This window comes from Verrucosispora sp. WMMA2121 (assembly GCF_027460185.1).
Lineage (GTDB): Bacteria > Actinomycetota > Actinomycetes > Mycobacteriales > Micromonosporaceae > Micromonospora > Micromonospora palythoicola.
Window position 1 is genome coordinate 3703407 of sequence record NZ_JAPZBH010000006.1, and the last position, 25304, is coordinate 3728710.

Here is a 25304-nt window from a genome sequence, read left to right on the forward strand (position 1 = left end):
TGCTCGCGATGCGCGGCGTGCACGCCGGTTACGGGCGCAGCCGGGTGCTGCACGGCGTCGACGTGACGGTGCCCGACGACGGGGTCGCCACGGTGCTGGGCCACAACGGAGCCGGCAAGTCCACCCTGCTGCGGGTGGCCGCCGGCCTGCTGCGTCCCACCGCCGGTCGGGTCGAGCTGGACGGCGAGGACATCACCCGGCTGGCGCCGCACGAGCGGGTCGCCCGGGGGATCGCGTACGTGCCGCAGGGGCAGCAGTGCTTCCCGCACCTGACCGCCGCGGAGAACCTGCGCCTGGTCGCCGACGGTCGCCGGGACGGTGCGACGGCCACCTCGGAGGTGCTGGACCTGTTTCCGGCGCTGCGTCCGCTGCTGCGCAGACGGGCCGGGCTGCTCTCCGGCGGGCAGCGTCAGCAGCTGGCCATCGCCCGGGCACTCATCACCCGACCCCGGCTGCTGATGCTCGACGAACCGACCGAGGGCATCCAGCCGTCGGTGGTGACCGAGATCCAGGACCGGATCGTCGCGCTCATCGCGCAGAGCGGGTTCAGCGTGCTCCTGGTCGAGCAGCATCTCGGCTTCGCGCTCCGGGTCGCCGACCGGTACCACGTCCTCGAATCCGGCCGCGTCACCTCCGCCGGCGACGGCGGCGCCACCGCCGAACACACCGTCCGGGAGGCCCTCGCGGTGTGACTCCCCGCGATCTTGCACTTTCGGTCGCTGAGATGCCCCTTGTCGCGGCTTGTGTGACGACGGAAAGTGCAAGATCAGCGAGTTCGGTGGGTGGGCCTTCCGTTGTCGGGGTCGACCGCCTAAGGTGGGTGTGGAAGCGCTCCCACGGTCCCTGGGCAGGACTGTTTCTCGACGTGCTCGCTCCCTCACCCACCACAGAGGAAGTCGCATGTCTGCACGTACGAAACTTCAGGCCGCCGCGACGGTGGCCGTGGCTCTGCTCGGCCTGGCCGCCGCCGCGCCCGCCGCGACGGCGGCGCCGACGGTCGGTGCTCCGGCCGTCGCCGCCGCGCCGACCGCCGACTGGCTGCACACCGACGGCAACCGGATCGTCGACGAGGCCGGCAACCAGGTCTGGCTCACCGGGGCGAACTGGTTCGGCTTCAACGCCAGCGAGCGGGTCTTCCACGGCCTGTGGTCGGGTAACCTAGAATCGATCACCCGCCAGATGGCCCAGCGCGGCATCAACATCGTCCGGGTGCCCATCTCCACGCAACTGCTGCTGGAGTGGAAGGCCGGGCAGACGATCCGGCCGAACGTCAACACGTACGTCAACCCGGAGCTGGAGGGCCTGAACAATCTCCAGGTCTTCGACCACTGGCTCGCCCTGTGCGAGAAGTACGGGTTGAAGGTCATGCTCGACGTGCACAGCGCCGAGGCGGACAACTCCGGCCACGTCTATCCGGTGTGGTGGAAGGGCAGCATCACCCCGGAGCTGTTCTTCCAGGGCTGGGAGTGGATCACCACCCGCTACCGGACGAACGACACCATCGTCGCGATGGACATCAAGAACGAGCCGCACGGGACCCCGAACGACCCCCAACGGGCCAAGTGGGACTCCAGCACCGACCAGGACAACTTCAAGTACGCGTGCGAGACGGCGGGCCGGCGGATCCTGGCCATCAACCCGAACCTGCTGATCCTCTGTGAGGGCATCGAGATCTACCCGCGCGCCGGTGCCACCTGGAACTCGCCGAACACCAACCCCGACCGCAGCCCCAATTACCACTACAACTGGTGGGGCGGCAACCTGCGCGGCGTCGCCGAGCACCCGGTCAACCTCGGTGCCCAGCAGGACCAGCTCGTCTACTCCCCGCACGACTACGGACCGTTGGTGTACGAGCAGCCGTGGTTCGCCGGCGACTTCGACAAGGACTCGCTGACCAACGACGTGTGGCGGCCGAACTGGTTCTACATCCACGAGCAGAACATCGCGCCGCTGCTGGTCGGGGAGTGGGGTGGCCGGCTGGGGCAGGACGCCCGGCAGGACCGCTGGATGGCCGCGCTGCGCGACCTCATGATCGAGAACGGCATCCACCACACGTTCTGGTGTCTCAACCCCAACTCCGGTGACACCGGGGGCCTGCTGCTCGACGACTGGGCCAGCTGGGACGAGACGAAGTACAACCAGATGCTCAAGCCGGCGCTGTGGCAGCACAACGGCAAGTTCGTCGGCCTCGACCACCAGGTGCGCCTCGGCGGCACCGACTCCACCACCGGCATGAGCCTCGCCGAGCGCTACGCCGGCGGGCCCGGCCCCGGCGACACCACCGCGCCGACCGCCCCCGGACGGCCGACCGCCACCGAGGTGACCGCCACCGCGGCCACGCTGAACTGGGCGGCGGCCACGGACGACGTGGGTGTCACCTCGTACGAGGTGCTGCGGGCCACCGGATCGGGGGCGGCCACCGTGGTCGGCACGGTCTCCGGGACCACCTACCGGGCGACCGGGCTGAGCGCCTCGACCAGCTACACCTTCACCGTGCGGGCCCGCGACGCGGCCGGCAACGTCTCGGCGGCCTCGCCGGCGCTGACCGTGACCACCCCGGCCGGCAACGACAACGGCGACGGCGGGTGCGCCGCGACGTACCGGGTCACCAGCTCGTGGCAGGGTGGCTACCAGGCGGAGGTCACCGTCCGGAACACCGGTACGGCGGCCATCTCCGGCTGGACGGTCACCTGGACCGCCCCCGCCGGCACCACGATCGCGTCACTGTGGAACGGCCGGCTCACCACCTCCGGCAGCACGGTGACGGTGCGCAACGAGCCCTACAACGGGCAACTCGCCGCCGGCGCCAGCACCACCTTCGGGCTGACCGGCAGCGGATCGGGTACGCCCTCCGGGTTGACCTGCGCCGCGTCCTGACCCGGCGGCGTCCCCTGCTCCACCTGCGGATCGTGGGTGGGGCAGGGGCCGTCCGGGGGCGTGACGCCACCTCGGACGGCCCCGCGCGGCCCGGGCCTGGGTGGGCCGCGTCACCGCGTTCGCATCGCCGGGCGCCGGGTCAGGCCAGCCTGATGGCGTCACCGTCGACGGTGACGTTCGCGGCGGGCAGCGGCGCTCCCGCCGGGCCACTGCGTACCGAGCCGTCGGCGATGTCGAACACGCTGTTGTGGCAGGCGCAGACGATGGTGCCGTCGGAGACCGAGGTCACCGTGCAGCCCTGATGGGTGCAGGTTGCCGAGTACGCCTTGATGATCCCGTCGGTCGGCTGGGTCACCACCACGCCGGCGTCGGCGAAGATCGCGCCGCCACCGACCGGGATGTCGGCGAGGGTGGCCAGTGCCGGTGGGCCGGGGTCGGCGCCGTCGTCGCCCGGGGTGGCGGTACCGGAGGGGTCGGCACCGGAGGTGCCCGACGGGTCGGCGCCGGCGGTGCCGGCGGGCGGTGCGGCCGGTGGCGCCGCCGTCGGCTGACCGTACGTCGCGCAACCGGCCAACGCGGCCACCCCCACCGCGCCGGTACCGGCCAGCAGGGCGCGTCGCGACCGGCAGCAGCCAGCCTGCTCGTGGTTCATCTGCGGTGCCTTGCCTTTCCGGTGATCAGAACTGGATGCCGAACGTGGTGAAGTACCAGACCGAGGAGGTCAGGAAGATCCCGATCAGGGCGACGAACACGACCCCGCCGACCGTGGGGAGCACCCAACCGGCGAGGCCCCGTTTCGGCAGGGTCAGCATCTTGGTGGCGAACGCCCCGAAGAAGAAGCAGCCCAGCAGGGAGTGCAGCAGCGTACGGGTGTCGTAGTCGGCGAAGCCGAGCGCGTACAGGCAGTGCACCGCGACCGGCACGGTGAGCAGGAACGCGACCCGCCCCGACCAGCGGTGCGCCGCGCCGGCCCAGGACGGGGAGAAGCCGCCGAGCCGACCCCACATCGCCAGCGCGGACAGCAGTTGGATGACGGCGAAGAACGCCGCTCCCGTGCCGAGCCACACCTTCACCGTCAGCGGCGAGGAGAAGCCGGCCACGTTCACCGCGATGCCGGTGGGGGTGTGGGTACGTCCGTAGACGCCGAGCGCCACCGCGACCCCGGCCCCGACGACGAGCGGTACCAGCAGCGAGGGCCGCCGTCTCGGTGCGCTCGGCGGCGGGGCGCCGAAGTCACGCATCACCTCGATGGTGGGCTCGGACGCCCGGCGGGGCACGGTGCGTGCCCCGCCCTGCCGATGCTGGGACATCACCGCGCCCCGGGGATGACCGGTTCGGCGACGAGGGTGACGCCGTCGACCACCGTGCTGTTGAAGGCGGGGTCCAGCGGCGGAGCCGGAATGGGCTTGCCGTTCCAGGTGACGATGCCGATCTGGGTGCCGTCGGGCAGCATGATCCAGCCGCCGTCGAAGCCGGCCTTACGGGTCTCGTCGGTCACCCGGTAGATCGCCGGTGCGGTTCCCGAGCCGGATTTCACCACCGCCTCGTCGGTCGACGTGTCGTCGGGTCGGGCGGTGAACTTCCAGCGCCGTACGCCGACGATCATCTCGCCGCTGGCGCGGTCGCCCCGGATGACACCGGTCAACTTCGCGTCCTTGCCGGTCAGTTCGATCTTGCCGTCGCGCACCGTGCCGGACAGCCACAGCTCCATGCTCCGACCGTCGCAGACGTACGCCTCGGCCTTGCCGTCCTTGACGGTGATGGCGATGGTGGCCCCGTTCTCGAGTTCACCGATCCAGTTCTGCTCGACCGACGTCACCTCGGTGCCGGCCGACGAGCCGTCCGGGTCCGTCGGTGGCGAGGTGCCGGCCGGTCGGCGGGCGTCGGCGTCGCTCGGTTCCTCGTCGGGCGCGGCGGCGTCGGGATCCACCTCGGCGTCGGCGTCCGCCGCCTCGTCGGCGGGTGGGGCCGGCGCGGCGGCCGGTGCACCGCCGCCGGCGGCGGGTTGGGTGCCCGGCGGGGATGCCTGTGCACTCATCGTGAACAGCACGGCAGCCGTCACCGCCCCCGACAGGAGGGTGAGCAACGGGGTCAGGCGCTTCATGGGCCACTCCCTTCGCACAGAGGTACGGGCGGAGGTGGTGGATGGGTTCAATCAGGTGCCGGGAAACCTCTCGCGGGATGTCGCCAGTGCCCGGTTAGGCCATGTTTTCTCGTCCCTCGCGTGGGATAACCGTAAATCAGCAACATCGGTGAATGTCACTTCCATGTCACATGTCATCCAGTGACAGGATGCATCCAAAGCGATAAGCTTCCGGTCGTTGGATCCGTCGGTGCGGGGACCGGGGATCCGATGTCTTGCCTGGTAGTCGAGCTGTCCGGGGTGCCAATCGAAGGCTGGAGGGCGGGCCGGCGTCCGCTCCGTGGGTCGGGATTCGTGGGATCGAGAGCCCTTTCGGGCGCGGTTTTAACGCGACGGCAACATCAAGGCATGGCTGGGGGAAGCGCGTGCTTGTCGTACGGTCGTTGGTGCGTGGAGTCGGACGCCCGTGGCCGCCTCGGACGGCGGTGCTCGCCGGGGTGGGGGGCACCCTGGGCATCGGAGCGGTGGGCTCCATCGCGCTGCTGTTCGGTACGCCCCTGCTGATCGCTCCGCTGGGCTCCACCTGCATGATGATCTTCGGGGCGCCGCACGCGCCGTTCGCCCATCCACGCAACGTCCTCGGTGGACACACGATCTGCACCCTGGTCGGCCTGCTCGGCGTACGCGTGCTGGGCAACGCCCCGTGGACGATCGCCGCCGCGGTCGGCCTGGCCATGGCCCTGATGGGACTGACCCGGTCGTTCCACCCGCCGGCCGGCGGCGACACCGTACTGGTGATGCTGGCGCAACCCGGATGGCTGTTCCTCTTCGTACCTGTCCTGCTCGGCTGCGTGATCCTGCTCGGCATCGCGATGGCCTTCCACAACGCGCACTCCGCCGGTTCCTATCCGGTCTCCTCGGTGCCGACCCGCCGGGAGGTGATCGCCGCCGAGGAGTGAACAGACCGGCCGGCGGGTGGCACCCGAGAGGCAGGGACAGGCCGCATCGTCGTGTCCACGTTGATCTTCCATTCCGTATGTATGACCACCGCATGTCGAGACGGGAGTGACGAGCAGATGCAGCAGGGGGAGACCGAACCGAGCCTGTCGCTCGGGCAGGAGAGGTCCTGGTTCATCGATCAGTACGTGGACGCGCCGGTAGAGGTGCTGGTGGAGCAGGTGCGACTGCGTGGCCCGCTGCGGGCGGCCACGCTCGCCGCCGCGCTCGGTGACGTGGTCGCCGCCGAAGCCGTGCTCGGCCTGGCGATCGGCACGGACCAGGGCCGGGCCGACCGGCGGTCGGCGGCGCCGGTGCCGGCGGCGCTGGCCGGCGCGGACCTGTCCGAGCTGTCGGACACCGAACGCGAGGAGGCGGTCCGGCGAGCCGTCGGGCGGGCCAGCGAGACCCGGTTCGACCTCGGCCGTGGCCCGCTGATCCGCGCCGAACTGCTGCGCCTGGCGGCCGACGAACACCTGCTTCTGCTGATCGCCCACCGCGCCGTGGTGGACCCGGCCTCCCTCACGCTCGTCGTCGCCCGTCTCGGTGCGGCCTACCGGGCCCGGCTCGCCGAACCGTCCGGACCGGCCGAGGCCACCGTCCGGGATGAGTTCGCCGGTTTCGCGCAGCGGGAACGCGCCGCGGCGGAGGCGGCCCGGGTGGTCGCCGGCGCCGCCTGGCGGGAGTACCTCGCCGACGTCGCCCCGCTGGAGCTGCCGACCGACCGGATCCGCCCGGTACAGCCCCACTACGCGGCCGGCACCGCCGACCTGCGGCTGCCGCCGGTGCTGCACGAGCAGGTGGAGAACCTGGCCGCCCGGCTCGGCGTGGCGCCGGCCGACGTGCTGCGGGCGGGCTTCCAGGCCCTGCTGCACCGCTGGTCCGGCCAACCGGTGCTGGCGTTGGGAGTCAGCGACGAGCGTCGGACGCCGGACACCGCCGGCCTGGTGGGACCGGTGGCGACCTGGCGGGTGCTGCGCAGCGAGACCGACGAGCACACCCCGTTCGCCGCGCTGTGCGCCCCGTCCGACACTCCCGAGCCGCTGCCGTTCGAGACGCTCGTCGAGGAGGTGCGGCCGCCCCGCGATCCGGCCCGCAGCCCGTTGTTCCAGGCGGCGTTCACCGCCCGCCGGGCCACCGCCGCGACCGACTGCTTCGGCGAGCTGACGGTGCTGGCGCAGACCCTCGTACCGGCCGCGGCCACCCTGCCCGACCTGGCGCTGCTGGCCCAGCCCGACCCGGGCGGCACCCGGCTCACCCTGACCTGGCGGGCCGACCTGTTCGACCCGACGACCACCGAGCGGATGCTCGGCCACTACGTGAACCTGCTGCGTGCCGCGGTCGCCGACCCGGACACCGCGGTGCACCGACTGGCCATCCTCGACGACGCCGAGCGGGCCCGGTTGCTCGACGAGTTCAACCGCACCGACGCGCCGTTCCCGCAGGACGTCACCGTGCACGAGTTGTTCGAGGAGCAGGTGCTGCGTACGCCGGACGCCCGGGCGGTCACCATCGAGGGGCGACACCTGACCTACCGCGAGCTCAACGAGCAGGCCAACCGGCTCGCCCACCGACTGCGCGCCGGTGGCGTCGGGCGGGGCACCCTGGTCGCCCTCTGCCTGGAACGCTCGCTCGAACTCATGGTCGCCGTGGTGGCGGTGCTGAAGTCCGGCGGCGCGTACGTGCCCCTCGACCCGGCGTACCCGACGGACCGGCTGGCCTTCATGCTGGCCGACACCCAGGCCCGCTTCCTGGTCACCCAGCAGCGGCTGCGTGAGTTGGCGCCGGTCGGCGACGACGTCGCGGTGCTCGTGCTCGACGACCCCGCCGACGCCGCGTCGTTGGCCGCGCAGCCCACCGACAACCCGGTGAACGTCAACACCGCCGACGACCTGACCTACATCGTCTACACCTCGGGTTCGACGGGCCGGCCGAAGGGAGTCGAGACGATCCACCGGGGGGTCGTCCGTCTGGTCATCAACACCGACATTCTCCAACTCGACGAGCGGACCAGCTACCTGCAGATCTCCCCGCTCTCCTTCGACGCCTGCACGCTGGAGATCTTCGGGCCGCTGCTCAACGGCGGACGGGTGGTGCTGCTGCCGCCCGGGGTGCCGACCCCGGCCCGGGTCGCGCGTACGGTCCGCGAGCAGGGGGTGGACACCCTCTGGCTGGTCGCGCCGCTGGCGAACCTCACCATCGACACCCACCTGGAGGACCTGCGCGACCTGCGCCAGTTCATGGCCGGCGGAGACGTGCTGTCGCTGCCGCACATCCGTCAGGTGCTGGAGCGGCTGCCGCACGTGTCGATGGTCAACGGGTACGGGCCGACCGAGGTGACCGCCTTCAGCGTCAGCCACCGGATCACCTACGTGGACCCGGACTGGCCGTCGATCCCGATCGGGCGGCCGATGCACAACACCACCGCCTACATCCTCGACCCACTGGGCCAACCGGTACCCGTCGGGGTGTGGGGCGAGCTGTACCTCGGCGGCCCCGGCGTGGCGCTCGGCTACCACAACCGTCCCGACCTCAACGCCGAGCGGTTCCTGCCGGACACCTTCCGCCCGGGCGACGGGCACCGGCTCTACCGCACCGGCGACCGGTGTCGCTGGCTGCCCGACGGCACCATCCAGTTCCACGGCCGGCTGGACACCCAGGTGAAGATCGACGGGCTGCGGGTCGAACTCGGCGAGATCCAGAGTGCCGTGGCCGACGACGAGTCGGTCGCCGCCGCCGTGGTGACCGCACCGGTGATCGGCACGCGACGCACACTCGTCGCGTACGTCGTGCCGGCCGAGGGGCACACCTTCGACCCCGCCGCGGTGCGGGCCCGGGTGGCGGCCGCGCTGCCCAGCGTCATGGTGCCGGCCCACTACGTCACGATTCCCACCATCCCGCTCACCCCGAACAACAAGGTCGACTTCCGGGCGTTGCCCGCGCCGGACCTGGCGGCCGGCGGCGCGCACCGACCGCCGGAGACCGGTACCCAGCAGACCGTCGCCGAGATCTGGCAGGAGATCCTCGGCGTGCCGTCGGTCGGTCTCGACGACAACTTCTTCGAGCTGGGTGGCCACTCGCTGCGTGCGGTACCGATGATCGCGGCGGTCAGCATGCGGTTCGGGGTCGACCTGGCGGTTCAGGACATCTTCGAGGTACCCGTTCTGGAAGCGCTCGCGACGCGTATCGAGGAGCGCATGCTGGAGGCCATTCCCGCGGAGGAGCTGGAGCGTATGTTCGCAGATATCGGCGGCTGAGCCGCAATTGCGGGTCGGGGTCGGGTGTGCCGCACCCGGCCCCCGACCGCACAACTGTCACGACATCCGACGGCTAACCTTGTGCGCCACTGAACGCCAACCGCCGCCGGGATAGTCGAGCACCATTCCATTGGCGTCGACCGTCAATTTGTAGCTGCCGTATCGGCCCTTGTACCGATAGGTGTCGCGGTCGATCCGCTGGTATCCCTGTTCGACGGCGCGTACGCCGAACGAGGGCACCTGGATCCACAGCACCCGGGCGGTGGCCTCGGCGCCGACGGCCAGATCGAGCCGCCGGATGGTCAGGCCGTTCGTGGCCGGGGTAACCGCCAGATCCACGTCCTCGCAAGGAAACGGCAGGTCGAGGGCGCCGTCGGCGGAGTGCCAGCGACCCTCGTCGTCGGCGTGCAGCGCCAGCGTGCGTAACCCGGTCGGCTCGTCCACCTCGATCCGGACGGACCGGGACCGCCGCGAGGCGTCCGTCTCGACGAGGTAGGTGGCGCTGGTCGGCCCGCCCCTGCCTCGGTACAGGGCGGTTCCCGACAGCCGGAAGCCGGTCGGCGTCCGGTCGAGTTTGCCCATTTCCAGGAACAGTCGGTCGGACCGTTCCCAACTGGTCGTACTTAGTCTCTCCAAATCGGACATGCCGGAGATTCTAGTTCCTCGATTCTCCACTGGCGCAAGGGGCCGGTCGGTTGTACCGTCGTTGTCGGAGCGCGATGAGCAGCGATGAGACATTCGCTTCCTGGCACGCCCATGGTTGGCAGTCCAGTTCGGCGACTACTTTCGGTCACACAATTGACGGCGGTTCCGGGCCGACTCCACGAAGGTGGATTCGGTTCGGTGGAGGGCCGTACCCGAATGCCCTTTCCCGCTGAACCAGAAAGGGGAATGCCGTGTCAGTGCCGAGCATCGGCGACGCACCTACCTTCGTGGCGACCGCCGACCACGACAGCATGCGACAGCTCCGGACGTTGATCGACGACGTGTTGGGTGTCCTGGAGGACGTGGGCAAGGGACGGGCCAACCCGGTGGCGCCGGGCGGCCCGACGGCCGTCCGGGCGTACGCGGACGACGTGCTCGCCGAGCCGCTGCTGCCGGCGACCGGCGGCAACCCCGCCGAGGTGCTGCGCAAGCTCGTCGAGGCGTACGCCAACTGGTCGGTGGACGTGAGCAACCCCGCGACGGTGGCCCGGATGCAGTGCCCACCCACCGCGGTCGCCGTCGCCGCCGACCTGGTCGCCGGCGCGCTGAACCAGTCGATGCACGCGTGGGAGGCGGGCCCGTTCGCGCTGGAACTGGAGCGTCGGCTGATCGAGGACCTGGCCACCCTGGTCGGCTACGGCGCCGACGCGGGTGGCACCCTGACCGCCGGCGGAAGCATCTCCAACGTCATGGCCATGCTGATCGCCCGGGACGAGGCGTACCGCCGCCGACTCGGTCGCTCCACGTTCGACAGCGGGTTGGCCGTCGGTGGCGTCCGTCCGGTGGTGCTGTGCACCGAGACGGTGCACTTCTCCGTCGACCGGGGCGCGAGCATCGCGGGCATCGGCGCGGACGGCATCATCCGGGTACCCGCCGACGAGCTGGGCCGGATGATTCCCGGCGAGGCCGACCGGATCCTGCGCGAGCTGCCGTCGGACTGCCTGCCGGTGATGCTCTTCGTCTGCGCCGGTTCCACCGACTTCGGCTGGGTGGATCCGCTGCCCGAGCTGGCGCGGGTGGCCCGCGAGCACGGCGTGTGGCTGCACGCCGACGCCGCGTACGGCGGTGGGGCGTTGTTCTCCGAGCGGCTGCGACCGCTGTTCGACGGGCTCGCCGAGGCCGACTCGGTCACCCTCGACCTGCACAAGTTCGGCTGGGTACCGGCGTCGGCCGGGGTGTTCCTGACCCGGGACGCGGCCATGCTGGACCATCTCGCCGTCCAGCAGACCAGCCTCAACTCGCCGGACGACGTGGCCGAGGGATTCGTCGGCCGCTACGGGCACTCCATCCAGGCCACCCGCCGCTGCGACGCGCTCAAGATCGCCGCCACCCTGCGGGCGTACGGCCGCGACGGCATCGGCGCCATGGTCGACGCCTGCCACGAGCTGTCCCGGTACGGCGCGGCGCGGGTCGCCCGGGAGGCGAAGCTCGAACTGGCCGCGGAGCCGGTGCTCAGCACCGTGCTGTTCCGTTACCTGCCCGGCGACGGGAGCGATCTCGACACGTTCAACAGCGGCCTGCGGCGGCAGCTGATGCGTGACGGGCACGCCATGCTCGCCCGGGTCTTCCTGCCGCGCCCCGGCGGCGGCAAGGACGTGTGGCTCAAGCTCATGCTGCTCAACCCCGACACCACCGGCGAGCAGCTCGACCAGGTTATCGACGACGTGCTGGCCGCGGGTGCGGCGCTGGAGGCGGCGGGCCGGTCCTGACGCCCCTTCCGCAGAGATCCGTCAGGGAGCGCAACGATGGTGATGCAGCAACACGGTACGACTCTCGCCTACACACCGGCGGACGAGTCGGTGTCGATCCGGGACTCGATGAACGTCCTGCCCCGGGTACTGGCGATGCCGCTGACGTTCCTCACCGGCAAGCCACACACCGGTCAGCGGCCGGTACGGCTCACGCCCGGATTCCATCTCTGGGCGGCGACGGCCTCGATGGTCGGTGGACTGGCGGTCAGCTGGGTCGCGCTGGCAAGCGGCGGTTGGTGGCTGCTGCTTCTGCTGCTGGGCTGGTCGATGACGCTGCACGGGGCCCGGAACCTGCGGATGATGATGTACCACCAGGCGGCGCACCGGAACATGTGGGCCCGTCCCCGCCGGGACCGGGTGGTCGGTCGGCTGGTCGCCGCCGCGCTCATGGTGCAGGACTTCGACCGCTACAGCACCGAGCACGTCATCGACCACCACGCGGTGCATCACATGACCGTCCGCGACCCCACCGTCCAGGCGTTCCTGATCGGCCTGGAACTGCGGCCCGGGATGACCCGCCGGCAGATGTGGCGGCACCTCGTCCGGCGCAAGCTGCTGTCCCCGGCGTTTCACCTGAACTTCCTGCTGGGCCGGATCCAGTCCTACTTCGCCCCGGCCAGCCGGACGCTGCGGGTGGCGACCGTGGCGGGCTACGCCACCGTGGTCGCGGCGGCCGTCCTGCTCGACATGTGGGTCTTCCTGCTGGTCGCCTGGCTGCTGCCGATGACGTTCTTCTACCAGATCAGCAACACCCTGCGGCTGTGCGTCAAGCACACCTTCCCCGGCCCGGAGGTCACCCAGCGGCGCGGTCGGGAGTACTTCGCCAGCCTCACCAACGCCATCCTGATCGGGGAGCGCGCGCCGGCCGACCGGTCGGGTGGGCCGCTGCGCCGCGCCGCCCGGTGGCTGCACTGGTCGCTGCGGATGCTGGTGGTGCACCTGCCGGCACGGTACCTGGTGCTCACCGGCGACACGGTGGTGCACGACTTCCACCATCGGCATCCGATGAGTCGTGACTGGGCCAACTACATCTTCGCCCGGCACGCCGACATCGAGGCGGGACACCGCGGATGGCCGCCGTACCGCGAGGTGTGGGGCCTGATCCCGGCGATCAACCTGGTCTTCGACTCGCTGGGCCGGGCCGACCCACAGGAGTACGACCGGGCCCGGATCGCTCAGGTCAGCGGGCGCAGCGTCTTCTCCGCCTTCGACGACTGACGGCCGGCACGCACTGCGCACATCGGGAGGTACGACGACATGTCCAGTCGCAAGACCCAACGAACCGTCATCATCGGGGTGGCCCGCAGCGACGCCCACGCGGTGGCCAACCATCTCATCGCGATGCGGCTGCGCGAAGCCGGCTTCTGCGTCGTCAACCTGGGCGTCTGCACACCGTTGGAGGATTTCGCCGACGCGCTGGTCGCCCACCCGGACGCCGAGGCGGTGCTGATCGGCAGCCTCAACGGCCACGCGTACGAGGATCTGCGTGACCTGCCGGCGCTGCGGGCCGCCGGACGCCTGCACTGCCCACTGATCGTCGGCGGGAACCTCTCGGTGGGCAGTCACAAGGACGGCGACGAGCGGGAACGGCTGTTGAGCCTCGGCGTCGACCACATTCTCGACGAGGCCGACCAGATCCCGCTGCTGCTGGACCTGCTGCACGCCGCCCGGGCCACCCCGCTGACCGGTGTCTGACCTACCCGAGCTCGACGTCGAGCCACGAGTCGCGGCCATGCTGCCGCCCTGGACGGAGACCATGCAGTACATCCGCAAGTCGCCGAAGCGAGCACCGGTGGAGGTGCTGCGGGCCGCGGCCGCGCGCGGCCGGCCGGTGGTGCAGCCCCGCTGCGGCGTCGGCGGACACGACGAGATGCGGACCCTGCTGACGACTCTGGAGCGGCGCGCCCGGCCCGGCATCCTGACCATCACCATCGACTCGTTCACCCGGCTCAAGCAGTTCCGCACCGCGGCCCAGACGTTGCAGCGTGAGCCGGCGGACCTCAACGGCTATCCGCTGGTCACCCACGGCTGGCGGCGCGGCCGGGAACTCAACGAGGCGGTGGACGCCCCGATCGAGGTCCGGCACGGCTCACCCGACCCGCGTGAGCTGTTCGCGGTCTCGCTGGCCTCGGGGTTCACCTCGTTCGAGGGCGGCGGCATCGACTACAACCTGCCGTACTCCAAGGACGTGTCGCTGACCCGGTCCCTGGCGGCGTGGGCGCAGGTCGACCGGCTCTGCGGGTTGCTCGCCGAGGAGGGGGTGATCGTCGACCGGGAACTGTTCGGCACCCTCACCGCCGTGCTGGTGCCCCCGTCGGTGAGCCTGGCGGTCTGCGTCCTGGAGGCGCGCGCGGCGAGCCTGGCCGGGGTGCGCTGCCTGTCCGTCGCGTACCCGCAGGGCGGCGAGGTGCACCAGGACATCGCCGCGCTGCGCTCGATCCCGGTGCTGGCCCGCCGGTACCTGCCGGAGAACGTGGAGATCTTCCCGGTCCTGCACGAGTTCATGGGCGTCTTCCCGGCCGACCCGGACGTCGCCGACGCCCTGATCCTGTACGGCGGGCTCACCGCCCGACTCGGCGGCGCCGCCAAAGTGATCAACAAGACGAACCAGGAGGCCCGCGGCATCCCCGACGCGCAGGCCAACGTGGCCGGGATCCGCACCGCCGCGCTGGCCTGCACCGACCTGCTCGACTTCGTACGGGTCGACGAGGCGACGGTCGAGGAGGAGACCTACTGGCTGCAACGCGAGGTCGCCGAACTGGTCGAACCGGTGCTGGCCGCCCCGGACCTCGCGGCGGCGATCGTCGACGCCTTCGCCGACGGACGGCTCGACATCCCGTTCAGTGCCAGCGTGCACGCCCGGTCGGAGGTGATCCCCAAGCGGGACGCCACCGGCGCCATCCGCTATCTCAACCCGGGCCGGCTGCCGTTCAGCCGGCCCACCCTGCGCCGCAACGAGCAGTGTCTGCGGGTGGACCGGGCCAGCCTCAGCCGCCGGCTGATCGACGAGATCCGCTCCGACATCAACTTCTTCCTGCACGCGGAGCGACGGTTCCAGGCGGACCGCGCGACGGTCGAGTGCCCCGGCCCGGCCACCGCCGGACCGGGCGCCGCCGCGAGTTCGGGAGGTGTCCGATGATGACCACCGTCCTGCTGGATCCGGACGAGGTGACCCGGGCCGCGCTCGGCGCGGGCGAGGCGGCCACCGCCGGACTGCGCTTCCAGCCCGCGCTGCACCGGCTGGTCCGGGCGATCAACGAGGAGGCGCGGCTCACGCCCGACGGGGCGCGGGTGGCGCGGGATTCGTTGGTGAACGCGCTGCGCGTCCAGCAGCGGCTGGCCGCCCGACAGCGGCCGTCGAGTGACCGGCCGCCGGCCGTGACCGTGGTGACCGGACTGCACCGCACCGGGACGACCCTGCTGCAACTGCTGCTCGCCGCGCACCCGCGGGTGCGCGCGCCGCAGCTGTGGGAGCTGCTGGCACCGGCCGCGACGCAGCCGCCCGAGGAACTGGTGGCCGCGGCCGACCGTTACGTGGCGGAGTACCACCGGGCCGCCCCGGCCTTCGCCGCGATCCATCCGCTGCATCCGCGCAAGCCCGAGGAGTGCCACCGGCTGATCGCCAACAGTTTCCACTCCGAGATCTTCGGGCTGCGCTACCACGTGCCCGGATACCTCGACTGGCTGTCCCGTCAGGACCACACCGCGGCGTACGCGTTGCACCGGGCGCAGCTCACCGCGATCGTCGGCCCCGGCGCGGGTCGGCACGTGGTGCTCAAGTGCCCGTTCCACCTGTGGCACGCCGCGGATCTGGCCGGCACCTACCCGCAGGCCCGGGTCGTCCGGCTGCACCGGGATCCGGTGACCACGGTCGCCTCGGTGTGCAGTCTCACCAGGACGGTGCGGGCGGCGCGTTCCCGGCACGTCGACCCGTACGAGATCGGTGCCTTCTGGCTGGACCGCACCGCCGCCGCCCTGCCGGGCCTGCGCGACCCCGGGGCGTTCGCCGGCCTGCCGGTGCTCGACCTGCGCTACCGCGACCTGGTCGCCGACCCGGTGACGGCCGTCGGCCGGGTCTGCGAGTTCGCCGGGTTGCCGTTCGACGCGTCGGCCCAGCACGCGGTGCGGTCGGCGGTCCGCACCGCCGCGCACACCGCTCCGGGCCGCCACCAGTACCGACTGAGCGACTACGGGCTCGACGCGGACGGCCTGCGCCGTCGCTTCGCCGACTACCGGGCCGACTACCGACTGTGACCTTGTCCCATCTGGCACGAGCCGACCGCAGAAGGAGAGATGCCGTGACCACCACGACGAACGCCGAGGTTCCCGCGCCGCGCAACCCGCAGCCGACCGCACCGGCGAGCACTCCGATGGAGCTGGCGTTGCAGGAGATCGAGGCGGTGAACTCGGTCGCCGGCGACAACCCCATCAAGATCGGGATCCTGTCGCCGATGAGCCGCCCCGGTGACGCGATGGCCGGCGTACTGGTCTCGCGAGGTGCCCGCCTGGGTGCCGAGTACCTGCGTGAGCACGGCGGCGTACTGGGTGGACGCAACGTCTCGTTCATCGCGTACAACGACATGGCGACCGCCGCGGAGGAGGGCTTCCCACGCTCCGCCGTCGCCGGCATGGCGAAGCTCGCCATGGTCGACGAGGTGCTCGCCGTGCTGGGCCAGTGGCACCTGCGTACCACCCCGTGGGTGGCGGAGATGTGCGAGAAGATCGGCGTGCCGATGTTCGTCGAGAACGGGCACAGCACGGTGACCCACGGGCGGCGCACGATCTTCCGCACCTACTTCTCGATCGCCGACCGGGTGCCGCTGATGATGGACTGCCTGGCCGACATCGGCGCCCGCCGCATCGGCATGATCGCGCCCGACACGGTGTTCGGCAAGACCATGGCCGACACCCTCCAGCAGTACGGCGAGTCGCGGCACGGCATGGAGTTCCTCCGGTTCGACTTCGAGCAGGAGGTCGCGCTCGACTGGCGGGAGCAGCTGCGGCAGATCAAGCAGTGGCAGCCGGACGCGTTCATCAACGGCGGGCTCAACGTCGTCGCCGGCGGCGGCCCGGTCGGCAACAGCTACCACATCCTGCAGCAGGCCATCGAGCTCGGTCTGCTGCCGGCGGTGCCGATGATGGTGACCTTCGGTTTCCCGATGCGCTCGCAGGACTACTGGCGGATGGCCGGCGCGGGCGGCAACGGGGTGATGTGGCCGGCCACGAAGTTCCGTCCCTCGTGGTCGGAGATGACCCCGATCGGACGCTGGTTCACCGACCGGTTCATGCAGCGTTACGGCTTCGCGCCGCCGGACACCTGCCTGAGCGCCTTCACCGACGTGACCATCATCGGCCAGGCGTTGCAGGTGGCCGGCACGGACAGCCGCGAAGGGCTGCTCGACGCCCTGGAGTCCACCGAGTTCGACACCTGGCGGGGCCCGCTGCGCTTCGAGCGGGGCGCCGAGCACTGGCACCACAACCCGCCGGAGCTGGTGGTCATGCAGTACCAGACGGTCGGGCAGACCTTCGACGAGGCGGCGATCATCTACCCGCCGGCCCTGGCCGACAGCAAGTTCCGGTCCTCGGCAGCCGACGCGGAACTGCCGTGACAACGGCCCCGCAGGCGGCGGACCGGGCGTCGCCGGCACCGCGCACCGTCGCCGCCACCGTGGTGGACACGCTGCTCGCGCACGGCGTGGACCGGGTCTTCTGCGTCGCCGGGGAGAGCTACCTGGCGGTGCTGGACGAGTTGCACGCCGCGTCGACCGTCGACGTGGTCACCAGCCGGCACGAGGCCTCCGCCGGCTTCGCCGCGGTGGCCGACGCGAAGCTCACCGGACGAGCAGGGGTGTGCCTGGTCAGCCGGGGCCCGGGGGCCACCAACGCGAGCATCGCGGTGCACTCCGCCTGGTACGACGCCACACCGCTGGTCCTGGTGATCGGCCAGGTGCCCCGGTGCGACCTCGGCACCGAGGCGTTCCAGGAGGTCGACTACGCACGCGCCTTCAGCGGGCTGGCCAAGGAGGTGCTGGTGCTGCTGGAGCCGGCCCGCACCGGTGAGTTCGTCGCCCGCGCGTTCCGCACCGCCCAGTCGGGCACCCCGGGCCCGGTCGTGCTGGTGCTGCCCGAGGACGTGCTGGAGCTGCCGGACCCGGTCGGCGTGGCACCGACCGGCTGGCAGCCGGGCGCGGCCGCGGCCGCCCCGGCCGATCTCGACCGGGTACGGGAGCTGCTGCACGGGGCGGAACGTCCCCTGCTGCTGGCCGGCGGCACGCTCGGCGGCGAGGCCGGGCGGCGGGCGCTGGCCGCCGCCGCCCACCGGCATCACCTGCCCGTGCTGACCAGCAACAAGCGGCAGGACCTGTTCGACAACCGGGACCCGTGCTACGCCGGCCACCTGCACAACAACACCCAGGAACGGCAGCGGACCCTGCTCGACCGCGCCGACCTGGTGCTGGCGGTCGGCACCCGGCTCGACGACGTGACCACCCTGTCGCGGCGGCTGCCGAGGCCCGGCAACCCCGCACAGGCACTGGTGCACGTCTACCCCGACCCGCAGCGGCTCGGCCGCACCCATCCGCCGACGGTCGGGCTGGCCGCCGACCCGGTGCAGTTCCTGCGGCAACTGGCCGACCTCGCACCGGCCGGGGTGGACGCGGGGCGGGTCGGCTGGGTCGACGAGCTGCACCAGCTGGAGGTGGCCAAGGCCCGGTGGTCGCCGCACCCCAGCGACGACGGCCTGGCCTTCGGTGCGCTCGTCGCCGGGTTGGACGAGCTGACCGGCGGCGACGTGGTGGTCACCCTCGACTCCGGCACCTTCACCAGCTGGCTCTACCGCTACCTGCGGTTGACCGGCGACGCGAGGATGCTCGGCGTCGGTTCCAGTGCCATGGGTTTCGGGGTGCCGGGTGGGGTGGCCGCCGCGCTGCGGACCGGCCGGCCGACGGTGGTGATCGTGGGCGACGGCGGGTTCCTGATGACCGGCTCCGAACTGGCCACCGCGGTGAGCCGCCAGCTGCCGTTGATCGTGGTGATCGCCAACAACGGCAGCTACGGCACCATCCGGGCGCACCAGGAGCGGGTCTATCCCGGCCGGGTCATCGCCACCGACCTGGACAACCCCGACTTCGTCGCGCTCGCCCGCGCGTACGGCGCGTTGGGGCTCGCGGTCACCACCGAGCAGGACGTGGAGCCGTGCCTGGCCCGGGCGCTGGCCCACGGCGGGCCGGTGGTGGTCGACGTGCGCACCAGCCTGTCCTGGATCTCGGCGTACCGCCGGATGAGCGTGCGCGGCCCGGTGAGCATGGAGGTGGGTGTCGCGTGAACCTGCACGAATCCCTTACCGAGCTGATCGGTGACACCCCGCTGGTGCGCCTGCGCAGCGTGGTGCCCCCCGGCTCGGCCCCGCTCTACGCGAAGGTGGAGTACCTGAACCCGGGCGGTTCGGTGAAGGACCGCATCGCCCTGCGGATGGTGGAGACGGCCGAGGCCGACGGCCTGCTGCGGCCCGGCGGGACCATCGTCGAGCCCACCTCCGGCAACACCGGGGTGGGGCTGGCCATCGTGGCCCAGCAGAAGGGCTACCACTGCGTCTTCACCTGTCCCGACAAGGTGTCCCGCGACAAGATCGACGTGCTCCGGGCGTACGGGGCGGAGGTGGTGGTCTGTCCCGCCGCCGTGCGGCCCGAGCACCCGGACTCGTACCGCAGCGTGGCCTCCCGGATAGCCACCGAGCGGCCCGGCGCGGTCCAGCTCAACCAGTACGCCAACCGCAGCAACCCGGATTCGCACTACCACACCACCGGACCGGAGCTGTGGCGGCAGACCGAGGGCCGACTGACGCACTTCGTCGCCGGAATCGGCACCGGCGGCACGATCTCCGGTGCCGGGCGCTACCTGCGGGAGGTCTCCGGCGGGACGGTGCGGATCATCGGCGTCGACCCGGACGGTTCGATCTACTCCGGTGGCACCGGGCGGCCGTACCTGGTGGAAGGGGTGGGTCAGCCGAGCCGCCCGGACTCCTACGACCCGTCCGTGGTCGACGAGGTCATCGCGGTCACCGACCAGGAGTCGATCCTGATGACCCGCCGGTTGGCCCGCGAGGACGCCCTGCTCACCGGCGGCTCCGGTGGGATGGCCGCCGCCGCGGCGGTGCGGGTGGCCGCCGCGGCCGGACCGGAGGCCCTCGTCGTCGTGCTGCTGCCGGACTCCGGCCGTGGTTACCTGTCCAAGATCTTCAACGACGACTGGCTCGCCGGCCTGGGCCTGTACGACCCACCCACCGACCAGCCGAGGGTGCGCGACGCGGCGACCGGTGGACATCCGCCGCTGATCCGGCCGGACGAGACCCTGGCCAACGCGGCGAAACTGCTGCGCGACGCCGACACCACGCACCTGCTGGTCAGTGCGGCGGCGCCGCCGCTGCGGCTGGCGGAGATCCTGGGATGCGTCACCGAGGCGACGCTCGCCGGTGCGTACGCCGCCGGTGCCGGCACCGACGACCTGGTCGGCGATCACCTGAGCCCGCCGCCGCCGCAGGTCGGCGCCGGCACGCCGTTGCCGGACGTGGTTCCGATGCTGTCCGAGCCGTCGACCGCCGTGCTGGTGGTCGACGGAGGACTCCCGCGTTGCCTGCTGACCGCCCGCTGCCTGGTCGCGTACCTGGGCGAGGGTGGGGGCGCGAGCGGGTCCGCACCATCATCGCGGGGGAAGCCGTGAACGCTGTCATCGAGTACGTGGACCCGATCGAGGGGTTCCGGGGCTGGCTGGCCTACGACGGGTTGGACTGCCGGCTGGCCGCCGGTGGTTGCCGGGTGAAACCGGGGCTGACCGCGGCGGAACTGGGCGAACTGGCCTCCCGGATGACGCTCAAGGAGCGGCTGCTGGGCATCAACGTCGACGGCGCGAAATGCGGCATCGACTACGACCCGAGGGCGCCGGGCAAGGCGGCGGCGCTGCGTCGCTTCCTCCGCTTCCTGCGCGGGCAGCTGATGACCCGGTTCAGCATGGGCTGCGACATGGGCACCCAGTGGGACGAGTTGGAACAGCTCGCCCTGCTGGAGGGCATCCCGTCGATCAAGTACGCCGTCCGGGGCGCCCAGGAGTTCAGTGAGGCGGAGTTCGTCGCCCGGATGGGTCTGCTCGACCAGCACGTCGGCGCGCTGACCCTGGCCCAGCGCCGCGCCGGGCACGCCCTGGCCCAGGCGGCGGTGATGGCCGCCCGGGCCAGTGCCCTGCCGGGTCCGCTCTCCTGCACGCTGCAGGGGTTCGGCAACCTGGGACGCGCGGCGGCGTACACCCTGGCGCAGGAGGGCGTACGGATCACGGCGATCGCCGACGAGTACGGCTGCGTCGCCGACCCGCGTGGACTGGACGTCGCGGCGATGCTGGCCGAGCCGGCCGGCACCCCGGTGTCGCAGCTGGCCCGGCACGTCCGACGGATGCCCGCTGCCGCGCTGCTCGACCTCCCCACCGACCTGGTCCTGCTCGCCGCCGGCGCCGACGGGCTGCCGGCGGAGCGGGCCGACCGGCTGCCGGCACCGGTGGTGGTGGTCGGTGCCAACTGCGGGCTCAGCCCGCAGGCGGAGCACGCGCTGCACCGGGCCGGGGTGCTCGTGGTGCCCGACTTCGTCGGCGGCATCGGCGGATCAGCCTCGATGGAGGCACTGTTCGGGCCCACCCGCTGTCCGAGCCCGCGCGGGGTGCTCGACGGCGTGACGGAGCTGATGCGTCAGCTCGTCGACCACCTGACCGACGAGGCCCGCCGCCGGGGCCTGCCGCTGCGCCAGGTCGCCTACGACACCGCCGCCGCCGCCCGCGTGACCCCCGACCAGCCGCCGTACGGCACCAGCCCCTTCCTCACCCGACCACTGACCGCGACCAGCCGATCCGTTCGTCGCTGAACCACGGAGGCACCGATGTCCGTCACCCACGCCCATTCGGTCGAGACCTGCCGCCACGAGCGGGGCCACATCACCGACTCCCGCTTCTACGGCAACCGCTACGCGACCGCCGCCAGCCGGCGGATCTACTGCGACGTCTGTCGCAAGCAGCGCTGGCTCGACATCGAGGCGGCGCTGGCCCAGGCGCAGGGTGAGTTGGGCATGATTCCCGCCACGGCGGTCGAGGGCATCGTGTCGGCGGCCCGGCTGGACCGCATCGACCTGGACGCGGTGCAGCACGAGATCGAGCGCTCCGGGCACTCGCTCGTCGGCCTGCTGCGGGTGTTCCAGGCGGCCTGCCCGGACGGCACCGGGGAGTTCATCCACTTCGGCGCCACCACCCAGGACATCCAGGACACCGGGCAGTCGCTGGAGATCCGCGACACCCTCGACGAGATCGACCGGGAGCTGACGGAGATTCTCGGCTGCCTGGTGGAGCTGGCCGAGAAACACGCCGACACGGTGGCGGTGGGACGCACCCACGCCCGCGCGGCGCTGCCGATGAGCTTCGGCCTCAAGGCGGCCAGCTGGATCGACGAGATCCTGCGGCACACCGAGCGGCTGGCGACCGTCCGGTCCCGGGTGGTGGTGGCCCAGCTGTTCGGCGGTGCCGGGACCATGGCCGGCTTCGGCACCGAGGGCATCGGGTTGCTGGAGCGGTTCGCCGCGCGGCTGGGTCTGGGCGTACCGACGATCGGCTGGCACGTGGCCCGCGACCGGGTGGTGGAGTTCGTCACCACCCTGGCCATGGTGGCCGGCACCCTGGGCCGGGTGGCCGACGAGATCCGCACCATCGGCCGGCCCGAGTTCGGCGAGGTCACCGAGCCGTGGCGGTACGGCAAGGTCGGGTCGAGCACCATGCCGCACAAGCGCAACCCGGAGCGGTGCGAGCAGGTGGTGGTGATGGCGAAGCTCGCCGCCGCCCAGGCGGGCATCGCGTACAGCGGGATGATCGGTGACCACGAGCGGGACTCGCGGGCGCTGCGGGTGGAGTGGGCGTGCGTGCCGGACGTGTCCCACTACACCCTGGCCGCCTGCGAGATCACCCGGGAGCTGGTCAGCGGCCTCACCGTCAACGTCGACCGGCTGCGGGAGAACACCCGGGTCGTCGCCGACCAGCTCGCCTCCGAGCGGCTGATGCTCGCCCTCGGCGCGCACGTGGGCAAACAGACCGCCCACGAGCGTGTCTACGAGCTGAGCCAGCAGGCCCACGACGCCGGTGGCTCGCTGCGGGAGTCCCTGGACGGCTGCGCCGAGCTACGCCGCCTGCTGCCCGACCACGAGGTCGAGGTGATCTTCGATCCGGCCCGCTATCTCGGTGCGTCGACCGACCTGACCCATCGTGCCGTGGCGGAGGCGCGCAAGTGGCTGGCAGGCCGCGGGTGACCGGTGCGCGACGACGGGACCGGCCGATGTGCCGGCGAGCCGGCGGCGGACCCCATCCGGGGCCCGTCCGGCGGCCGCCGGCCGGTTCCGGGTCAGCCGCGGCCCATCAGCGCGCCGCCGTTGATCTGGATGATCTGGCCGGTCACGAAGCCCGCCGTGGCGCCGGCGAGGTAGCCGACCAGCCCGGCGACGTCGGCCACCGTGCCGCCGCGACCCACCGGCGCCTGCGCCGAACGCTGCCGGTGGAACTCCGGCGTCATCCGGTCCCGGTAGAACTCGGTGCCGCCCACGTAGCCGGGCGCGACGACGTTCACCGTGATGCCCGCACCGGCCAGCCGCGCGGCCAACTCCGTGGACCACGGGTGCAGCGCCGCCTTGGCGGCCCCGTAGGAGGCGTTGCCACGGAAGGCCGCGATGGAGGTCACCGTGACGATCCGACCGCCCGGGCGTCGCAGGGCGGGCAGCAGCGCCTGGGTCAGCAGCACCACCGGCAACACGTTGCCACCGAGGTTGTGCAGGTACTGCTCGCGCAGGGTGGACAGATCCTCGGCGGGCTGCGGCGCGAAGTTGCCCCCGGCGTTGTTGACCAGCACGTCAACCGTACGGTCCCCGGCGGTGATCTCGTCGGCGGCCCGGCGTACCTCATCGGGTTCGCACAGGTCGGCGACCACCGCCCGGACCCGGCGGTGCTCGCCGGACAACTCCTCGGCGGTGCGTCGCAGCACCTCCGCGCGCCGGCCGAGCAGCACCACCTCGTGCTCCGCGGCCAGCTCCTCGGCGATCGCCCGCCCGATCCCGGTGCCACCTCCGGAAACCACGGCCAGCTTCGGCACGCCCACCACCCCTCTCGGTCATCGATGCCCGGCAGTATCCACCACTTCAGTCCGACGGGAGCAGCCGCGTGAGCGCGCACGACCACCACAGCGATCCGCTGCCCGACACGGCGCAGGGCATCCTGGCCGAGGACCGGGCCCACCTGTTCTACTCCTGGTCCGCGCAGCGACAACTGTCGCCGATGCCGGTGGCGCGGGCGCTCGGCTCGTACTTCTGGGACTACGACGGCAACCGCTACCTCGACTTCGCCTCCCAGTTCGTGCACGTCAACATCGGTCACCAGCACCCGAAGGTGGTGGCGGCGATCCAGCGCCAGGCCGAACGGCTGTGCACGGTCAGCCCGGCGTTCGGCAACGACCAGCGGGCACGGGCGGCCCGGCTGATCGCCGAACGGGCACCGGGCGACCTCGACCGGGTGCTGTTCACCAACGGCGGCACCGACGCGGTGGAACACGCCGTACGGATGGCCCGCCTGGTCACCGGGCGGCCGAAGGTGCTCGCCGCGTACCGCTCCTACCACGGCGGGTCCCACCTGACGCTGCACCTGACCGGCGACCCGCGCCGCTGGCCGATCGACACCGGCGCGGCCGGCGTGGTCCACTTCTTCGGCCCCTACCTGTACCGCAGTGCGTTCCACGCCCGCACCGAGCCGGAGGAGGCCCAGCGGGCGCTGGCCCACCTCGAGCAGGTGATCGCGTTGGAAGGGCCGGGCACCGTCGCCGCCGTGATCCTGGAACCGGTGGTCGGCACCAACGGGGTGCTGGTGCCGCCGGAGGGCTACCTGGCCGGCGTACGCGAGCTGTGTGACCGGCACGGCATCCTGCTGATCGCCGACGAGGTGATGGCCGGCTTCGGCCGGACCGGACGCTGGTTCGCGGTGCAGAACTGGGACGTCGTACCCGACCTCATCACCTTCGCCAAGGGGGTGAACTCCGGCTACGTCCCGCTCGGCGGGGTGCTGATGGGTCCGCGCGTCTTCGACGCCTTCGCCGACCGGCCCTACCCCGGCGGCCTGACCTACTCCGGTCACCCGCTGGCCTGCGCCGCCGCGGTGGCCGCCATCACGGCGATGAGCGAGGAAGGGATCGTCGAGAACGCCGCCCACCTCGGTGCCGAGGTACTCGGCCCCGGTCTGCGGGAGCTGTCCGAACGCCACCCGGTCATCGGCGAGGTACGCGGACTGGGTGTGTTCTGGGCGCTGGAGCTGGTGCGGGACCGGGACACCCGCGAGATGCTGCCGCCGCTGGGGGCGCCCGGCGGCCCGCCCGGCCCGATGGAGGAGCTGGCCGCCGCCTGCCGCAAGCGCGGGCTCTGGCCGTTCCTGCACACCAACCGGATCCACGTCGTGCCGCCGTGCACCGCGACCGAGCGGGAGATCCGCGAGGGCCTGGACATCCTCGACGAGGCGTTGTCCGTCATAGGCAGCCACTACCGATGACCTCCGAAACCATCCGACAGTCGTCACCGCAGTCCG

Annotated in this window: 20 protein-coding genes; 15 read left to right on the forward strand and 5 right to left on the reverse strand. The window is 71.8% G+C overall.

Translation table 11 applies throughout. From position 1 onward, the window contains the following. The first annotated feature begins 8 nt into the window (after positions 1–8). Positions 9–692 carry an urea ABC transporter ATP-binding subunit UrtE gene (gene urtE, locus O7605_RS25620; protein ID WP_269741529.1) on the forward strand — a complete coding sequence of 228 codons (684 nt, stop codon included), beginning with the start codon at positions 9–11 and terminating at the stop codon, positions 690–692. A gap of 208 nt (positions 693–900) precedes the next feature. Beyond that, positions 901–2877, forward strand: coding sequence for a cellulase family glycosylhydrolase (locus O7605_RS25625; protein ID WP_269741530.1), 1977 nt, complete (start codon positions 901–903; stop codon positions 2875–2877). 139 nt (positions 2878–3016) lie between these two features. Here the strand turns inward: O7605_RS25625 and O7605_RS25630 are convergent, their stop codons facing one another. From O7605_RS25630 to O7605_RS25640, 3 genes are all read right to left on the reverse strand, one after another. Then, positions 3017–3529 carry a Rieske (2Fe-2S) protein gene (locus O7605_RS25630; RefSeq protein WP_269741531.1) on the reverse strand — a complete coding sequence of 171 codons (513 nt, stop codon included), beginning with the start codon at positions 3527–3529 and terminating at the stop codon, positions 3017–3019. A 25-nt stretch (positions 3530–3554) separates the two neighbouring features. After that, positions 3555–4118, reverse strand: a complete 564-nt coding sequence (locus O7605_RS25635) for a DUF6529 family protein (RefSeq protein WP_269742749.1) — start codon at positions 4116–4118, stop codon at positions 3555–3557. A 68-nt stretch (positions 4119–4186) separates the two neighbouring features. Next, on the reverse strand, positions 4187–4981 hold the full coding sequence (locus tag O7605_RS25640; RefSeq protein ID WP_269741532.1) for a hypothetical protein: 795 nt from the start codon (positions 4979–4981) through the stop codon (positions 4187–4189). Positions 4982–5406: 425 nt separating this feature from the next. On the opposite strand from O7605_RS25640, the gene O7605_RS25645 reads away from it, so the two are divergent. Next, positions 5407–5919 carry an HPP family protein gene (locus O7605_RS25645; protein WP_443083966.1) on the forward strand — a complete coding sequence of 171 codons (513 nt, stop codon included), beginning with the start codon at positions 5407–5409 and terminating at the stop codon, positions 5917–5919. A gap of 117 nt (positions 5920–6036) precedes the next feature. Next, positions 6037–9213, forward strand: a complete 3177-nt coding sequence (locus O7605_RS25650; RefSeq protein ID WP_269741534.1) for a non-ribosomal peptide synthetase — start codon at positions 6037–6039, stop codon at positions 9211–9213. Between the two features lie 57 nt (positions 9214–9270). On the opposite strand, the gene O7605_RS25655 is transcribed toward O7605_RS25650, so the two are convergent. Then, positions 9271–9858 (reverse strand): putative glycolipid-binding domain-containing protein, encoded by a 588-nt coding sequence (locus tag O7605_RS25655; RefSeq protein ID WP_269741535.1) that lies wholly within the window; start codon positions 9856–9858, stop codon positions 9271–9273. A gap of 251 nt (positions 9859–10109) precedes the next feature. Between O7605_RS25655 and O7605_RS25660 the strand changes: the two genes are divergently transcribed. The 10 genes from O7605_RS25660 (at position 10110) to O7605_RS25705 (ending at position 22996) form a co-directional block, all read left to right on the forward strand. Beyond that, positions 10110–11627: a pyridoxal phosphate-dependent decarboxylase family protein gene (locus tag O7605_RS25660; protein ID WP_269741536.1), complete on the forward strand. Its 1518-nt coding sequence runs from the start codon at positions 10110–10112 to the stop codon at positions 11625–11627. Positions 11628–11663: 36 nt separating this feature from the next. Next, complete coding sequence (locus O7605_RS25665) at positions 11664–12887, forward strand: stearoyl-CoA 9-desaturase (RefSeq protein WP_269741537.1); 1224 nt, start codon at positions 11664–11666, stop codon at positions 12885–12887. Between the two features lie 39 nt (positions 12888–12926). Further along, complete coding sequence (locus O7605_RS25670; RefSeq protein ID WP_164446911.1) at positions 12927–13364, forward strand: cobalamin-dependent protein; 438 nt, start codon at positions 12927–12929, stop codon at positions 13362–13364. Continuing rightward, positions 13357–14808: a methylaspartate mutase gene (locus O7605_RS25675; protein ID WP_269741538.1), complete on the forward strand. Its 1452-nt coding sequence runs from the start codon at positions 13357–13359 to the stop codon at positions 14806–14808. Before O7605_RS25670 ends, O7605_RS25675 begins: the two co-directional genes overlap by 8 nt. Next, complete coding sequence (locus tag O7605_RS25680; RefSeq protein ID WP_269741539.1) at positions 14808–15923, forward strand: sulfotransferase family protein; 1116 nt, start codon at positions 14808–14810, stop codon at positions 15921–15923. The genes O7605_RS25675 and O7605_RS25680 overlap by 1 nt, the downstream gene beginning before the upstream one ends. 116 nt (positions 15924–16039) lie before the next feature. Continuing rightward, positions 16040–17278, forward strand: a complete 1239-nt coding sequence (locus O7605_RS25685) for an ABC transporter substrate-binding protein (RefSeq protein WP_332317190.1) — start codon at positions 16040–16042, stop codon at positions 17276–17278. Next, positions 17275–18993 carry a thiamine pyrophosphate-dependent enzyme gene (locus O7605_RS25690; protein WP_269741541.1) on the forward strand — a complete coding sequence of 573 codons (1719 nt, stop codon included), beginning with the start codon at positions 17275–17277 and terminating at the stop codon, positions 18991–18993. Before O7605_RS25685 ends, O7605_RS25690 begins: the two co-directional genes overlap by 4 nt. After that, a complete protein-coding gene (locus O7605_RS25695; protein WP_269741542.1) occupies positions 18990–20387 on the forward strand; it encodes a pyridoxal-phosphate dependent enzyme in 1398 nt (465 codons plus the stop codon). The genes O7605_RS25690 and O7605_RS25695 overlap by 4 nt, the downstream gene beginning before the upstream one ends. Continuing rightward, positions 20384–21571, forward strand: coding sequence for a Glu/Leu/Phe/Val dehydrogenase dimerization domain-containing protein (locus O7605_RS25700; RefSeq protein ID WP_269741543.1), 1188 nt, complete (start codon positions 20384–20386; stop codon positions 21569–21571). The genes O7605_RS25695 and O7605_RS25700 overlap by 4 nt, the downstream gene beginning before the upstream one ends. A 15-nt stretch (positions 21572–21586) precedes the next feature. Continuing rightward, on the forward strand, positions 21587–22996 hold the full coding sequence (locus O7605_RS25705) for a class-II fumarase/aspartase family protein (protein ID WP_269741544.1): 1410 nt from the start codon (positions 21587–21589) through the stop codon (positions 22994–22996). 92 nt (positions 22997–23088) lie between these two features. Here O7605_RS25705 and O7605_RS25710 read toward each other — a convergent pair whose 3' ends face one another. Next, positions 23089–23829, reverse strand: a complete 741-nt coding sequence (locus tag O7605_RS25710; protein ID WP_269741545.1) for an SDR family NAD(P)-dependent oxidoreductase — start codon at positions 23827–23829, stop codon at positions 23089–23091. A 68-nt stretch (positions 23830–23897) separates the two neighbouring features. Between O7605_RS25710 and O7605_RS25715 the strand changes: the two genes are divergently transcribed. Continuing rightward, positions 23898–25268, forward strand: coding sequence for an aspartate aminotransferase family protein (locus O7605_RS25715; RefSeq protein WP_269741546.1), 1371 nt, complete (start codon positions 23898–23900; stop codon positions 25266–25268). Positions 25269–25304 lie beyond the last annotated feature (36 nt).